This is a genomic window from Agromyces sp. NPDC127015 (assembly GCF_042725165.1).
GTDB classification, from domain to species: domain Bacteria; phylum Actinomycetota; class Actinomycetes; order Actinomycetales; family Microbacteriaceae; genus Agromyces; species Agromyces chromiiresistens.
Map to the genome: position 1 here is coordinate 337,657 of NZ_JBHXDI010000002.1, position 13,337 is coordinate 350,993.

Below are 13,337 nucleotides of genomic sequence, written 5' to 3' on the forward strand. Positions count from 1 at the left end.
GCCCCGCCGCACCTCAATCAGCGGAAGGCTCGTCGCCCGTCGCCGCGGGGCGCGTCTCGTCGTTCGACCACTGGCTCCACGAGCCCGGGTAGAGCGCCGCGTCGACACCGGCGATCGCGAGCGCGGCGACGGCGTGGGCGGCCGTGACGCCCGAACCGCAGTAGGCCGCGACGGGCGCGCCGGACTCCGGCACGACGCCGACGGCGGCGAACCGCTCGCGCAGTGCCTCGGCCGCGAGGAACCGGCCCGACGCGTCGAGGCTGCCGCCGCTCGGCGCCGACCTCGCACCCGGGATGTGACCGGCCCGCGGGTCGATCGGCTCGACCTCGCCGCGATACCGCTCGACGGCGCGCGCGTCGAGCAGCACGCCCCGCCCCGGCAGGGCGGCGGCCTCGTCGATGCCGATCACGGGCATGCCGCCGAAGTGCGCGGTCGCGTCGCCGGGCTCGGGCGAGGCATCCCCCGTCTCGAGCGGCAGGCCGGCCGCCCGCCAGGCGGCGAGCGCGCCGTCGAGCATGCGCACGTCGGCGACGCCGGCGTGCCGCAGCAGCCACCACGCCCGGGCGGCCGACTGGTTGCCGAGGTCGTCGGTCACCACGACGGTGTCGCCGTCGCGTACGCCCCAGCGCCGCATCGCCCGGGTGAACGCCGCCTCGGTCGGCAGCGGATGCCGCCCCTCGCCGACCGCGTCGTGGTCGGCGAGCTCGCCGTCGAGGTCGACGTAGACGGCGCCGGGGATGTGCCCGGCGCGGTACGCGTCGGTGCCGTCGGGCTGGGCGAGCGACCAGCGCACGTCGAGCACGACCGTGCGGGTGTCGGCGCGGCCCGTGCGTTCGGCGTCGAGGCGGGCGGCGAGCTCGTCGGCGGTGATGAGGATCGGCATGCGTCCATCCTCCCAAGACTCGGCGAACGACGACGACGGATGCCTCGGGCTCGCGCCCGAGGCATCCGTCATGCCGATCGTGAGTCGGGTCAGCCCGCGAACGGGTTCGTGACGACCTCGTAGGGGGCCTCGACCTGGCCGTCGCCGAACTCGCTGTCGACGTAGAGGGTGCGGCCGTGCAGTGACTCGGCGGTCGTGAGGACGCGGCTCGGGTCGGTCGCCACGTCGCTCACGAAGCCCGCGACCGAGCCGTCGGCCGAGATGCGCAGGGTCGTGATCGCCTTCGAGAAGTTGCGGACGACGGTGAGCCGGTTGCCCTCGCGCACCAGGCCGTCGGCGTTCACGAGGTCGGCACCGGGGGTCGCGATCTCGGTGACGGTGCCGTCGAAGCCGAAGCGGAACAGCTTGCCGACATTGCCCTGGGCGACGACGAACGCGCTCTCGTCAGCGGTCAGCACGATGCCGCCGAGGTTGAAGCCGGCCGACCGCGAGACCGTGCCGGTCGCGTCGGCCCACAGTTCGGCGGCCCACTCGCCGTCGGCGTCCTGCGCCACCCGGAAGACCTGCGGGTCGTTCGAGTTCGTGAAGTACGCGGCACCGTCGGCGCCGATCGCGACGTCGTTGAGGAACGCGTCGGCAGTGCCCGGCACACGCAGCGAGGCGAGCAGGTCGCCCTCGGGCGAGTACACCCACAGGTCGGGGCGGCCGGTGCCGATGCCGTTGGGGCCGCCGGCGACGAAGACGTTGCCGGCGCCGTCGACCGTGATGCCGCGGGCCGTGTAGCGGCCGTCGGTGCCGTCGCCCGCGATCCACTGCTCGGTGGTCGACGAGCGCACGTCGCCGCGGTGGATCTCGCCGCCGGTGACCTCGCTCACGTAGAAGGCGCCGCTGCGCCGGTCGGCCCCGATGCCCTCGAAGCGGCTGCCCTCGGCGTCGCCGTTCAGGGTGTACGTGCCCGGGCGGCCGTGGTCGGCCTCCTGGGCGAGGGCCGGCGCGGCCCCGGTCGTGACGATCGTGGTCAGGGTCGCCGCGGCGAGCAGGCCGGCGATGGTGGTCTGGTGCTTCATGGAATCTCCTCCTGGGGACGTCCGGTCCGGTCCTGGTCCGGTGCGAACCGGGTGATTCCACTCCACCGCACGTTCCGCCGCGAGGCGTCGGGCATCCGGCTCGAATCGAATAGCCGATCGGATGACGCCCGCATGGACCGACGGTCCGTAGGCTGTGCGGTCATGGAGCAGGTGATCAACGGCATGCGCGGCATCCTCGCGCCCGTCGCCCGCTTCGACCGCTGGCTGCACGCGGTGCTCCTCGTGCTCCTCGTCGTGTGCGCGGCCCGCTATGTCGAGCGGCACGGTCTCGCACCCGAGACGGCGGCGGTGCTCGCGGGTGCGGCGGCGCTCGCCGTGGTCGCCTCGCTGCGCCCCGTGCTCCCCCGGCGCGGCGCCTGGCCGACGATCTGGGTGGTCGGCGTGGTCGTGCTGTGGATGGCGCTGACCCTCGCCGCCCCGTCGTTCGCGTGGTGCGCGGTGCCGCTCGCGTTCGCGGTGCTGCGAGTGATCCCGTTCGGGCCCGCGGTCGCGGTCGTCGTCGTCATGACGGTCGTCGTGAGCGTCGCGTGGTCGCGCATCGACGACGGCATCGACCCGACCGTCATCGTCGGCCCCGCGGGCATCGCGATCGCGACGGTCATCGCCTACCGCGCCCTCGAACGGGAGTCGGCCGAACGCCAGCGCCTGCTCGACGAGCTGACCGACGCGCAGGACGAGCTGGCCGAGGCGCAGCACCGCGCGGGCGCGCTCGCCGAACGCACCCGGCTCTCGCGCGAGATCCACGACTCGGTCGGCCAGCAGCTCTCGAGCATCAACCTGCTGCTGCAGGCGGCCGAGCAGGACTGGCGGGCCCGCCCCGACTCGGCTCGCGAGCACGTGCGCACCGCGGCCGCGACCGCGCGCGAGGGTCTCGACGAGGTGCGCCGGGTCGTGCGCGACCTCGCACCGGCCGCGCTCGAGGACGGAAGCGCCGACGCGCTGCCCGACGCCATCGATCGCCTGGTGACGGATGCCTCCGCCATGGGCGCCGGGCCCGTGCTCGCGTTCCACCGCCACGGCGCCGCCCGCGCCGTGCCCGCCCCGACCGCCGGCGCACTCCTGCGCAGTGCCAGGGGCGCCGTCGCGAACGCCGTCGAGCACGCGCACGCGAGACGCGTCGTCGTGAGCCTCACCTACCAGCCCGACGAGATCCGCCTCGACGTGCGCGACGACGGCGTCGGGTTCGACGTCGCCTCGAACCGTCGCGGGGCCGCCGACCGGGGGCACGGCCTGCGCGGGCTCCGCGAGCGGGCCGAGGAGCTCGGCGGACGCGCCGAGATCGAGAGCGCGCCGGGCGAGGGCACCACGGTGTCGGTATCGTTCCCCCTGTCGAGCAGCACGGAAGAGCAGGTGACGTCGTGAGCGAGGCATCCCGCGTGTCGCAGGCCGGCGCCGCACCGGTGCGCGTCATCCTCGTCGACGACCACCCGGTGGTGCGCGCGGGGCTCGCCGCCCTCCTCGGCGGAAAGGACGGGCTCGAGGTCGTCGCGGAGGCCGGCGATGCCGACGAGGCCGTCGCGAAGACGCGCGCCTACCGCCCCGACGTCGTGCTCATGGACCTCAACCTCGGCGAGGGCCCCGGAGGAGTCGCGACGACCGCCCGGCTGCGCGCGCTCGACGAACCGCCCGCCGTGCTCGTGCTGACGACGTACGACACCGAGGCCGACATCATCCGCGCGCTCGAGGCCGGTGCAGGCGGCTACCTGTTGAAGGACGCCCCGCCCGACGAGCTGTTCGCCGGCATCCGCGCGGTCGCCCGCGGCGAGACCGTGCTCGCGCCGTCGGTGGCCGCGACCCTCGTGCGCCGCGCCGCCGCGCCGGGCCCGGTGGTCACCGAGCGCGAGGTCGAGGTGCTCGAACTCCTCGCCGACGGTCTCGGCAACAAGGAGCTCGCCCGCGAGCTGCTGATCTCCGAGGCGACCGTGAAGTCGCACCTCTCCCACATCTACGCGAAGCTCGGCGTCGACACGCGGGCAGGGGCGGTCGCGGCGGCGATCGAGCGCCGCATCATCCGCCGGTAGGGCTCCCGCCGTCAACGATCATCGGATCATCGCCGCTCGACCTCGGACCACGTGGAATTCTTCGGATCCGCTCCCGCGAACCGCGGTGGCCGCAGGCGCTCGGGGTCGGCTCGCTGCAGGTGAGCGAACCGACCCCGGAGCTCGGCGACGACGTCAGCGCGTCGCGCTGCGCTCGGCTGCGGTGACGATGATGTCGGCGACCGTCTCGGCCTGGGTGATGAACAGCGCGTGGCTGCCCGGCACGTTGGTGATGTCCGCGCCGATGCGCGTGGCCATGTGCTGCAGCATGGCCTGGTCGAACGCCTTGTCCTCGGTCGCGATGACGGCCCAGCTCGGCTTGTCACGCCAGGCGGCCGCAGTCACCGGGGTTGCGAACACGGCCATGTCGATGGGCACCTGGCTGTCGGCGAGGAAGGCGGCGTCGGCGTCGCTGACGTCGGCGGCGAATCCGGCGTGGAAGGCGTCGCGGTTGAGGTATCCGTAACCGTCGTCGCCGACGTCGATGACGAACTCGGGCGTCGGCGCGAACCCCTCGTACTGCTGAGCGGTGCTCTCCCCCGCGTCGGGCGCCAGCGCCGACACGTACACGAGTCCGGCGACCTTGGGGTGGGCACCCGCCTCGGTGATGACGGTGCCGCCCCACGAGTGGCCGACGAGGATCGTCGGCCCGTCCTGGAGGTCGAGCACCCGCTTCGTGGCCGCCACGTCGGCCTCGAGCGACGTGAGCGGGTTCTGCACGATCGAGACCCGGTAGCCGCGTGCGGTCAGCAGGTCGTACACGCGGCGCCATCCTGATCCGTCGGCGAACGCCCCGTGCACGAGGACGACGTTGGTGATGCCGTTTTCGATGTTCATGTATCTTCCTTCCGGAGTGGCCGTTCGGCCGGTGGGTTGCGGTCATGTGATGCAACAACGGCGATACGCAATATATTGCATGTTGCAAGATCCGCACCCGGGCCGAGCATCGACTTGCCTCCCAGGGCTGGAGTATGGGCAATATATTGCATGCCGATTCCCCGCAGCGCCCCCGGTGTCGACCGGTCATTGTTGCGCGACGACGTATTCCGCCGGCTCCGGGACGCGATCGTCGACGGCACGTTCCTGCCCGGGGAGCAGCTGAAAGACGTGGACCTCGCGGAGTGGCTCGGCGTCAGCCGGACCCCGGTTCGCGAAGCGCTCCTCCGTCTCGGTGCGAGCGGACTCGTGGTCGCGGTGCCCGGACGATCGACGACGGTGAGCGCCATCGACCCGAAGGCCGTGAGGGACGCACGCGACGTGGTCGCCGCGATGCATGTCCTCGTCGCACGGGAGACGGCGGGCAACCTGTCCGATGCCGAGGTGGCGCGGATGCGCGAAGCGAACGGCCGGTTCGCCCGGGCCGTGGGCGCCGGCGACACCGCCGCGGCGCTCGACGCCGATGATGAGCTGCACTCGGTACCGGTGTCCAGCCTCGGGAACCACGCCATCGAGTCGGTACTCGACCAGTTCGGCCCCGTGGTGCGGCGATCGGAACGCGACCGCTTCGCAGCGGACGGGCCGGCGTCGATCGAACGGCATGAACGACTCATCCAGCTCCTGACCGACGGCGACGCCGAGGGGGCAGCGGAGCTCACCTTCGAGATCTGGCACAGCCTGCCGTCGGAGAACGGCACTCCTGCGGGCTGACGATCCGCGGGTCTGCGCCGTCGAATGCGCAGCGCCGGGGCACCCGCGTCGAGCCCCGGTAGGCTGGTGGCCGGACGATTGCGCGGCGTGAGGAGGGTGGATGATCTTCAGCCTCGTCGCCTTCGGCGTGCTCTCGCTGCTCGCCCCGACCCTGACGAGGCTGCTCGGGCGCCGGGTCTTCCTCCTGCTGGCCGTGCTGCCCGCCGCCGTCTTCGGCTGGCTGCTCACCCTCGTCCCCGCGGTGGTCGCCGGCGACGTCCTCGTCGAGTCGGTCGAGTGGATCCCGACGCTCGACATCGCACTGAGCTTCCGGCTCGACGCCCTCGCACTGCTGCTCGCGCTCATCGTGACGGGCATCGGCGCCCTCGTGCTCGTCTACTGCACCTGGTACTTCAGCGACGACGAACCCGCCCTCGGCCGCTTCGCCGCACTGCTGCTCGCCTTCGCCGGGGTGATGTTCGGGCTCGTCACCGCCGACGACGTGTTCATCCTGTTCACGTTCTGGGAGGCGACGAGCGTGCTCTCGTACCTCCTCATCGGCCACTACACGGGGCGGAAGGAGAGCCGCGGTGCCGCGCTGCAGGCCCTCACCGTGACGACGTTCGGCGGCCTCGCGATGCTCGTCGGCCTCGTGATCCTCTCGGTCGCGGGCGGCACGACGAGCCTCGCCGAGCTCGTCGCGCACCCCGTCACCGGCGCGGCCGGCGAGTGGGCCGTCGCACTCGTGCTCGTGGGCGCGATCTCGAAGAGCGCGCTCGTGCCGTTCCACTTCTGGCTGCCCGCCGCGATGGCCGCACCCACCCCGGTGAGCGCCTACCTGCACGCCGCCGCCATGGTGAAGGCCGGCGTCTACCTCGTCGCCCGGCTCGCCCCCGGCTACGCGGACCTCGAGGTGTGGCATCCCATCGTCATCGGGCTCGGCGCGCTCACCATGCTCGTGGGCGGCTGGCGCGCCCTGCGGCAGTACGACCTCAAGCTGCTGCTCGCGTACGGCACGGTCAGCCAGCTCGGATTCCTCGTGATGGTCACGGGGTTCGGCACCCGCGACGCGGCGCTGGCCGGCATGGCCCTGCTGCTCGCGCACGCCCTGTTCAAGGCGACGCTCTTCCTCGTGGTCGGCATCGTCGACCACGCCGCCGGCACCCGCGACTGGCGGAAGCTCTCGGGCCTCGGCCGGCGCATGCCCGTGATCGCGACGATCGCGTTCGTCGCCGCGGGCTCGATGGCGGGCCTGCCGCCGCTGCTCGGCTTCGTCGCGAAGGAGGCGGTCTTCACCGCCGAGCTCGACTCGGCGCTCGCGGGCGACACGTGGGGCTGGATCGCACTCACCGCCGCCTTCGCCGGCTCGGTGCTCACCGTCGCCTACACCGTGCGGTTCGTCTGGGGCGCGTTCTTCACGAAGGCGGATGTCGCGCCCACACCCCTGCACCATGAGAGCCCGGCCATCGGCATCGCCCCGGCGCTGCTCGCCGCGGCATCGTTCGTCTCGGCGTTCACGGTGGCGGCCATCGAGCCGCTGTTCGCGACCTACGCCGACACCCTGCCGGGCGCCCACGACTACCACCTCGCACTGTGGCACGGGTTCGAGCCGGCCCTCTGGCTGTCGGCGGCCGTCTTCGCGATCGCCGCGCTGCTCGTGTGGGGCCGCCGACGGGTCGCGCGCATGCAGGCGTCGCTGCCGCCGGCGATCGACTCGGCCCGCGGCTACCTCCGCATCGTCTCGGCCGTCGATCGCACGGCCGCGTGGGTGACGACCGCGTTCCAGGTGCGCGGCCTCGCGGGGTACCTCGCGATCATCATGGTCGTGTTCATCGCGGGCCTCGGCACCGCCGCCATGCTCAACAGCACCTGGCCCGACGGCGTTCGGCTCTGGGACTACCCGGCGCAACCGTTCATCGCGCTCATCATGGCCTTCGCCGCGATCGCCGCCGCGATCATCCGCCAGCGCGTGACGTCGGTACTGCTCGTGAGCGTGACCGGGTACGGACTCGTGCTGCTGTTCGGCATGTCGGGCGCGCCCGACCTCGCGCTCACGCAGGCGCTCGTCGAGACCATCACGATCGTCGTGTTCGTGCTCGTGCTGCGTCGCCTGCCGAAGCAGAGCGCCGTGCACCCGACGGCGCTCGGTCGCGTCACGCGCACCGTCATCGGGGTGCTCGCCGGTCTCGTCATGGCCGTGATCGGCCTCGTCGCCCTCGGCGCCCGCATCGAGCCGACGATCGCCGGCGGGCTGCCCGCGCTCAGCCTCGAGGCGCACGGCAAGAACATCGTCAACGTCATGCTCGTCGACATCCGCGCGTGGGACACCCTCGGCGAGATCTCCGTGCTCGTCGCCGTCGCGACGGGCGTCGCGAGCCTCATCTTCGTCTCGGGCCGCACGGGCGGCGCACCCCGGCTCGACGAGCCCGATCGCCGCAACCGCCTGCAGCCGGTGCTCGAGCCGGCGTCGAGCATCCGCGCGGCGAAGCCGCGGCTCGCCGACGTCGACGACGAGACCGACGCGCGAGCCGAGGCCCACGAGAACCGGCAGACGTGGCTGCTCGCCGGCCGCACGCTGTCGCCGCGCAACCGGTCGATCCTCATCGAGGTGCTCGTGCGGCTGCTGTTCCACCCCGCGATCATCGTGTCGGTGTACCTGCTCTTCGTCGGGCACAACGCGCCCGGCGGCGGCTTCGCCGGCGGCCTGCTCGCGGGGCTCGCGCTCGTCGCCCGCTACCTCGCGGGCGGCCGCTACGAACTCGGCGAGGCGGCGCCCGTCGACGCCGGGCGGCTGCTCGGCACCGGCCTGCTGCTCGCGGCCGGCACCGCGACGTCCTCGTTGCTGTTCGGGCTCACCGTGTTCGAGTCGACGTGGTTCGAGGCCGACGTGCCCCTGCTCGGCCACCTCTCGATCGGCACGTCGACGCTCTTCGACATCGGCGTGTACCTCGTGGTGGTCGGGCTCGTGCTCGACATCCTGCGTTCGCTCGGGGCCGAGGTCGACCGGCACCAGGAGGAGTCGGAGGCCGACCCCGAGGCATCCGACCCGACCGCCGCCGACCGCGAGGGGGCCCCCGCGTGACCGCCTCCCTGACCCTCGTCCTCCTCATGGCGGTGCTCTTCGGCGCCGGCATCGCCGTCATGCTCGAGCGCAGCCTGACGCGCGTGCTCATCGGGTTCCTGCTCGTCGGCAACGCCGTGAACATCCTCATGTACCTCATGAGCGGCGCCCCCGGCCTCGCGCCGATCCTCGGCGAGGGCGTCGACGAGGGCGAGATCTCCGACCCGCTGCCGCAGGCGTTCGTGCTCACCGCGATCGTGATCAACCTCGGCATCACCGCCTTCATGCTCGCCCTCATCTACCGCTCGTGGTGGCTGGCGCAGCTCGGCGCGAAGGGCGACCTCGTCGACGACGAGGCCGAGCTGGCCGAAGACGCCGAGGAGGCGGCCGACCTCATCCGCTCCTCCGCGGCCGACGACGAGGCGATCCAGTCGCTCATCGACGCGAGCGACGAGGAGTTCGACGAGCTCGTCGCCGCCATCGACGACGAAGAGCTCGAGCGCGAGGCATCCGCCCGCGACCGAGACGACGAACGGGGCCGCCCGTGACCGCGACCCTCGTTCCCCTCGTCGTCCTGCTGCCGATGCTCGGCGCTGCGGTCACGCTCATGCTCGGCCGTCGGCGCCGCGCGCAGATGGCCGTCGGCGTCGCCGTGCTCGCCGCGGTCACGGTGATCGCCGCGGTGCTGCTCGTCGCGGTCGACACGACCGGCCCGGCCGTCGTCTACATCGGCGCGTGGGACGCCCCATGGGGCATCACCCTCGTCGTCGACCGGCTGTCGGCCATCATGCTCGTGATCTCGGCGATCATGCTGCTCGTCGTGCTCGTCTACTCGGTCGGGCAGGGCATCGCCGACCAGCACCGGGAGACGCCGGTGTCGATCTTCCACCCGACGTACCTGATCCTCGCGGCGGGCGTGTTCAACGCGTTCATCGCGGGCGACCTGTTCAACCTCTACGTCGGGTTCGAGATCCTGCTCGCCGCGAGCTACGTGCTGCTGACCCTCGGCGGCACGGGCGAGCGCATCCGCTCGGGCGTCACGTACATCATCACGAGCCTCGTGTCCTCGCTCTTCTTCCTCAGCGCGATCGCGCTCATCTACGGGGCGACGGGCACGGCGAACATCGCCCAGCTCTCGGTGCGCATCGCCGAGCTGCCGCAGGACGTGCAGCTCATCCTGCACCTGCTGCTGCTCGTCGCGTTCGGCATCAAGGCGGCCGTGTTCCCGCTGTCGTTCTGGCTGCCCGACTCGTACCCGACGGCGCCCGCACCCGTGACGGCGGTCTTCGCCGGCTTGCTGACCAAGGTCGGCGTGTACGCGATCATCCGCACCGAGACCGTGCTGTTCACCGAGAACGACCTGTCGACGCTGCTCATCGTGATCGGCGGGCTGACCATGCTCATCGGCATCCTCGGCGCGCTCACGCAGGCCGACATCAAGCGACTGCTCTCGTTCACCCTCGTGAGCCACATCGGCTACATGATCTTCGGCATCGGGCTGTCGAGCGTGCTCGGCCTGACCGCGACGATCTACTACGTCGTGCACCACATCACGGTGCAGACGGCGCTGTTCCTCACGACGGGGCTCATCGAGCGATTCGGCGGTGCGACCTCCATCAACCGGCTCGCGGGCCTGCTCAAGGCCTCGCCGCTGCTCGCGATCCTGTTCTTCATCCCGGCGCTGAACCTCGGCGGCATCCCGCCGTTCTCGGGGTTCCTCGGCAAGGTCGGCCTGTTCGTCGCGGGCGCGCAGGGCGCAGCACCCGACGCCTCGACCGCGCCCGACTGGCTCATCTGGGTCGTGATCGCAGCCGGCGCGGCGACCTCGCTCATCACGCTCTACGCGCTGACCCGGTTCTGGAACATGGCGTTCTGGCGCCGGCGCGACGAGCTCGAGGGGTACGAGTCGGTGCTGCTCGGCTCGGTGCTCGAGGCCCCCGAGGGCGCGACGGTCACCGCCACCCGGACGACGCCGGTGCTCATGGTCGTCGCGACGGCGGCGCTCGTCGCGGTCACCGTCTGCCTCACGGTGTTCGCGGGCCCGCTGTTCGAGTTCGCGGGGCGCGCGGCCGAAGGGCTCAGCGACCCGTCGGTGTACGTCTCGATCGTGTTCCCCGGAGGCACCCGATGACGCACACGAACGAACCCGTGTCGCGCTGGCGGTCGGTGTGGCGGCAGCTGCCGCTGCTCGTCGGGCTGCTCGTGCTGTGGCTGCTGCTGTGGGACCACATCGACGTGCTGAGCATCGTCACGGGCGTGGTGCTCGCGATCGCCGTGACCCGCCTGCTCTACCTGCCCCCCGTGCTGCTGAGCGGCCGGTTCAACCCGTGGCGGGGGCTGCTGCTCGGCCTCCGCATGATGTTCGACGTCGTGCACGCGTCGCTGCAGGTCGCCGTGCTCGCGATCTGGCCGTGGTGGAAGCCGATGAACTCGATCATCGTCGTGCAGCTGCACACCCGCTCCGACCTCGTGACGACCCTCACCGCCGAAGCGATCTCGGTCGTTCCCGGCACGGTCGTCGTCGACATCGACCGCGAGCGCGGGCTGCTCTACCTGCACGCGCTCGGCACCCGCACGCAGGCCGACATCGACCGCACCCGGCGACAGGTGCTCGGCACCGAGGAGCGCATCGTGCTCGCGATCGGCACCCGGGAGCAGGCCGAGGTCGTGCGCGCCGAGCGGCGGGCCCGCCGGGCGGGCGCCGGCCACGAGGCATCCGGCACGCGTGGATCGAACGGAGGCACTGCATGACCTTCCTCACCCTCGTCTCGATCGCCGCCGGCGTGATGTTCGGCATCGGCGCGATCGCCGCGGTCGTGCGCATCATCAAGGGCCCGTCGATCCTCGACCGGGCGCTCGCGACCGACGTGCTGCTCGCGATCGCGATGTGCGCGCTCGGCGCCGAGATGGCGATCAACCGGCACACCGACACGCTCGTGGTGCTGCTCATCCTCGCGATGTTCGCGGTCGTCGGGTCGATCTCGATCGCCCGGTTCATGGCGAAGCAGGATGCCTCGTGAGCGGCGTCGACATCGCGCGAGACGCGCTGCGCGCTGAGCCGGGAGGTGGGCGATGACCGGCGCGGACGTCGCGGTCGGGCTGCTCATCCTGGTGAGCGCCTTCCTCTCGATGGCGGCCGGGCTCGGCATCCTGCGGTTCCCCGACGTGCTCACCCGGCTGCACGCCGCGACGAAGCCGCAGGTGCTCGGGCTCGCCGCCGTGCTGCTCGCGATCGCGCTGCGCGCGCCGACGTGGGGCGTGATCTCGACGGTCATCGTGATCATGACGTTCCAGCTGCTGACCCAGCCGATGACCGCGCACATGCTCGGTCGCTCGGCCTACCGCACCGACCACGTGCGCCGCGACCTGCTCATCGAGGACGACCTCGGCCGCGACATCGCCGAGCACGACGAGCACCCGGCGGGTCGCTGAGCTCGGGCGCAGGTCGATGAGCGGTCGAGCACCCGTCTCGAGATCCGCCGATACGATCGGCGGATGAGCGAGAAGGCCGCCGACCGCGCCCCGTCAGACTTCGCCCCGCTGTCGGGCCCGGTCGACCGCGGGGCGGTGCGCGCATACGAGTCCGACAACGGCTTCGCGCCGACCGACGGCCGCTCGGGGGGCTTCGGCGTCGTCGTCGGCGTCGTGCTCGGCGGGGTCGCGGCCTTCGTCATCGCCCTGCCGCTCGCGCTCGTGGTGATGCTCGCCTCCCCCGTGCTCGAGCAGCTCGGCGTCAACATGTCGTCCGACCGCGTGTTCCAGATCGCGTTCCTCGGGGCCGCGACCCTCATCGCGTGCCTCGCCTGGTTCATCGTGAAGGACCGCCGCCGCGCCGGCGAGGAACGCTACCGGGTGAGCCGATTCGCCGCCGCCAACGGGCTCGAGTTCGTGCCGCGGATCGCCGACCCCGAGTCCCCCGGCATGATCTTCGGCATCGGCGGCGACCGCGTCGCGAGCGAGGTCGTTCGCCTCGCTCGCCCCCGCCCCGTCGAGATCGCGAACTATCGCTATGTGCAGAAGACCGCGAAGACGCACGAGACGTTCTCGTGGTCGTACGTCGAGATCACGCTCGAACGCCGGCTGCCGCACATCGTGCTCGACTCGAGGCGCAACAACTCGCCGGCACTCGGCTCGAACCTGCCGGTACCGCTCGCGACCGCTCAGCGGCTGTCGCTCGAGGGCGACTTCGATCGGTACTTCGACCTGTACTGTCCCGAGGGCTACGAGGCCGACGCCCTGTACCTGTTCACTCCCGACGTCATGGCGCGGTTCGTCGACACCGTCGCGGAGTTCGACATCGAGATCGTCGACGACCGGCTCTACCTCTACTCGCACGGCTCGCGCCCGCTCTCCGGCACCGACCCCGCGACGTGGGAGTGGGTCTTCGCGACGATCGACGTGCTCGACGCGAAGCTCGAGCGCTGGGAGCGCTGGCGCGACGACCGGCTCGCCGAGCCGGACGACGGCGTGTCTGCCTCGACGGCGAACCCGACGCCCGGCATCCCCAGGGGCGTGGCGCCGCAGGGTCGACGGCTGAAGCACCGCATCCCCGTGCTCGCCGTGCTGCCGCTCGTCGTCATGGTCGGCATCTGGTTCGTCATCCCGCTGCTCGAATCGCTCACGGGCGGCGACTGAGCTGA

Annotated in this window: 13 protein-coding genes; 10 read left to right on the top strand and 3 right to left on the bottom strand. The window is 71.9% G+C overall.

Annotation, left to right across the window (positions count from 1 at the left end; all coding sequences use genetic code 11):
* Window positions 1-13: 13 nt before the first annotated feature.
* Both ACFWGP_RS07835 and ACFWGP_RS07840 read right to left on the bottom strand, forming a co-directional pair.
* Window positions 14-883, bottom strand: a complete 870-nt coding sequence (locus ACFWGP_RS07835) for a sulfurtransferase (RefSeq protein WP_376930595.1) — start codon at window positions 881-883, stop codon at window positions 14-16.
* Window positions 884-972: 89 nt separating this feature from the next.
* Window positions 973-1,950 carry an SMP-30/gluconolactonase/LRE family protein gene (locus tag ACFWGP_RS07840; protein ID WP_376930596.1) on the bottom strand — a complete coding sequence of 326 codons (978 nt, stop codon included), beginning with the start codon at window positions 1,948-1,950 and terminating at the stop codon, window positions 973-975.
* Window positions 1,951-2,112: 162 nt separating this feature from the next.
* Here ACFWGP_RS07840 and ACFWGP_RS07845 point away from each other — a divergent pair, with 162 nt between their 5' ends.
* Both ACFWGP_RS07845 and ACFWGP_RS07850 read left to right on the top strand, forming a co-directional pair.
* A complete protein-coding gene (locus tag ACFWGP_RS07845; RefSeq protein WP_376930597.1) occupies window positions 2,113-3,333 on the top strand; it encodes a sensor histidine kinase in 1,221 nt (406 codons plus the stop codon).
* Entirely contained in the window at window positions 3,330-3,992 is a 663-nt protein-coding gene (locus ACFWGP_RS07850; RefSeq protein WP_376930598.1) for a response regulator, read from the top strand. The genes ACFWGP_RS07845 and ACFWGP_RS07850 overlap by 4 nt, the downstream gene beginning before the upstream one ends.
* A gap of 153 nt (window positions 3,993-4,145) precedes the next feature.
* Here the strand turns inward: ACFWGP_RS07850 and ACFWGP_RS07855 are convergent, their stop codons facing one another.
* The gene (locus ACFWGP_RS07855) at window positions 4,146-4,847 is read right to left on the bottom strand and encodes an alpha/beta fold hydrolase (protein WP_376930599.1); all 702 of its coding nucleotides are present in this window, start codon (window positions 4,845-4,847) and stop codon (window positions 4,146-4,148) included.
* Here ACFWGP_RS07855 and ACFWGP_RS07860 point away from each other — a divergent pair.
* The 8 genes from ACFWGP_RS07860 to ACFWGP_RS07895 all read left to right on the top strand — a co-directional run bounded on the left by ACFWGP_RS07860 (window position 4,806) and on the right by ACFWGP_RS07895 (window position 13,332).
* Window positions 4,806-5,657, top strand: coding sequence for a GntR family transcriptional regulator (locus tag ACFWGP_RS07860; RefSeq protein WP_376930600.1), 852 nt, complete (start codon window positions 4,806-4,808; stop codon window positions 5,655-5,657). The two genes, ACFWGP_RS07855 and ACFWGP_RS07860, sit on opposite strands and share 42 nt — an antisense overlap.
* A 100-nt stretch (window positions 5,658-5,757) precedes the next feature.
* Window positions 5,758-8,718 (top strand): Na+/H+ antiporter subunit A, encoded by a 2,961-nt coding sequence (locus ACFWGP_RS07865; RefSeq protein WP_376930601.1) that lies wholly within the window; start codon window positions 5,758-5,760, stop codon window positions 8,716-8,718.
* Window positions 8,715-9,245, top strand: a complete 531-nt coding sequence (locus ACFWGP_RS07870) for a sodium:proton antiporter (protein ID WP_231429802.1) — start codon at window positions 8,715-8,717, stop codon at window positions 9,243-9,245. Before ACFWGP_RS07865 ends, ACFWGP_RS07870 begins: the two co-directional genes overlap by 4 nt.
* Complete coding sequence (locus tag ACFWGP_RS07875; protein WP_275505272.1) at window positions 9,242-10,828, top strand: Na+/H+ antiporter subunit D; 1,587 nt, start codon at window positions 9,242-9,244, stop codon at window positions 10,826-10,828. Before ACFWGP_RS07870 ends, ACFWGP_RS07875 begins: the two co-directional genes overlap by 4 nt.
* Window positions 10,825-11,448 (top strand): Na+/H+ antiporter subunit E, encoded by a 624-nt coding sequence (locus ACFWGP_RS07880; protein WP_231429801.1) that lies wholly within the window; start codon window positions 10,825-10,827, stop codon window positions 11,446-11,448. Before ACFWGP_RS07875 ends, ACFWGP_RS07880 begins: the two co-directional genes overlap by 4 nt.
* A complete protein-coding gene (locus ACFWGP_RS07885) occupies window positions 11,445-11,717 on the top strand; it encodes a monovalent cation/H+ antiporter complex subunit F (RefSeq protein WP_244852297.1) in 273 nt (90 codons plus the stop codon). The genes ACFWGP_RS07880 and ACFWGP_RS07885 overlap by 4 nt, the downstream gene beginning before the upstream one ends.
* Window positions 11,718-11,769: 52 nt before the next feature.
* The gene (gene mnhG / locus ACFWGP_RS07890) at window positions 11,770-12,129 is read left to right on the top strand and encodes a monovalent cation/H(+) antiporter subunit G (protein WP_231429799.1); all 360 of its coding nucleotides are present in this window, start codon (window positions 11,770-11,772) and stop codon (window positions 12,127-12,129) included.
* Window positions 12,130-12,192: 63 nt separating this feature from the next.
* A complete protein-coding gene (locus tag ACFWGP_RS07895) occupies window positions 12,193-13,332 on the top strand; it encodes a hypothetical protein (protein WP_376930602.1) in 1,140 nt (379 codons plus the stop codon).
* Window positions 13,333-13,337: the final 5 nt, after the last annotated feature.

Coding starts and splice junctions, on each gene's coding strand:
- ACFWGP_RS07835 (WP_376930595.1), bottom strand. CDS start 883: ATGCCGATCCTCATCACCGCCGACGAGCTCGCCGCCCGCCTCGACGCC.
- ACFWGP_RS07840 (WP_376930596.1), bottom strand. CDS start 1,950: ATGAAGCACCAGACCACCATCGCCGGCCTGCTCGCCGCGGCGACCCTG.
- ACFWGP_RS07845 (WP_376930597.1), top strand. CDS start 2,113: ATGGAGCAGGTGATCAACGGCATGCGCGGCATCCTCGCGCCCGTCGCC.
- ACFWGP_RS07855 (WP_376930599.1), bottom strand. CDS start 4,847: ATGAACATCGAAAACGGCATCACCAACGTCGTCCTCGTGCACGGGGCG.
- ACFWGP_RS07865 (WP_376930601.1), top strand. CDS start 5,758: ATGATCTTCAGCCTCGTCGCCTTCGGCGTGCTCTCGCTGCTCGCCCCG.
- ACFWGP_RS07880 (WP_231429801.1), top strand. CDS start 10,825: ATGACGCACACGAACGAACCCGTGTCGCGCTGGCGGTCGGTGTGGCGG.
- ACFWGP_RS07885 (WP_244852297.1), top strand. CDS start 11,445: ATGACCTTCCTCACCCTCGTCTCGATCGCCGCCGGCGTGATGTTCGGC.
- mnhG (WP_231429799.1), top strand. CDS start 11,770: ATGACCGGCGCGGACGTCGCGGTCGGGCTGCTCATCCTGGTGAGCGCC.
- ACFWGP_RS07895 (WP_376930602.1), top strand. CDS start 12,193: ATGAGCGAGAAGGCCGCCGACCGCGCCCCGTCAGACTTCGCCCCGCTG.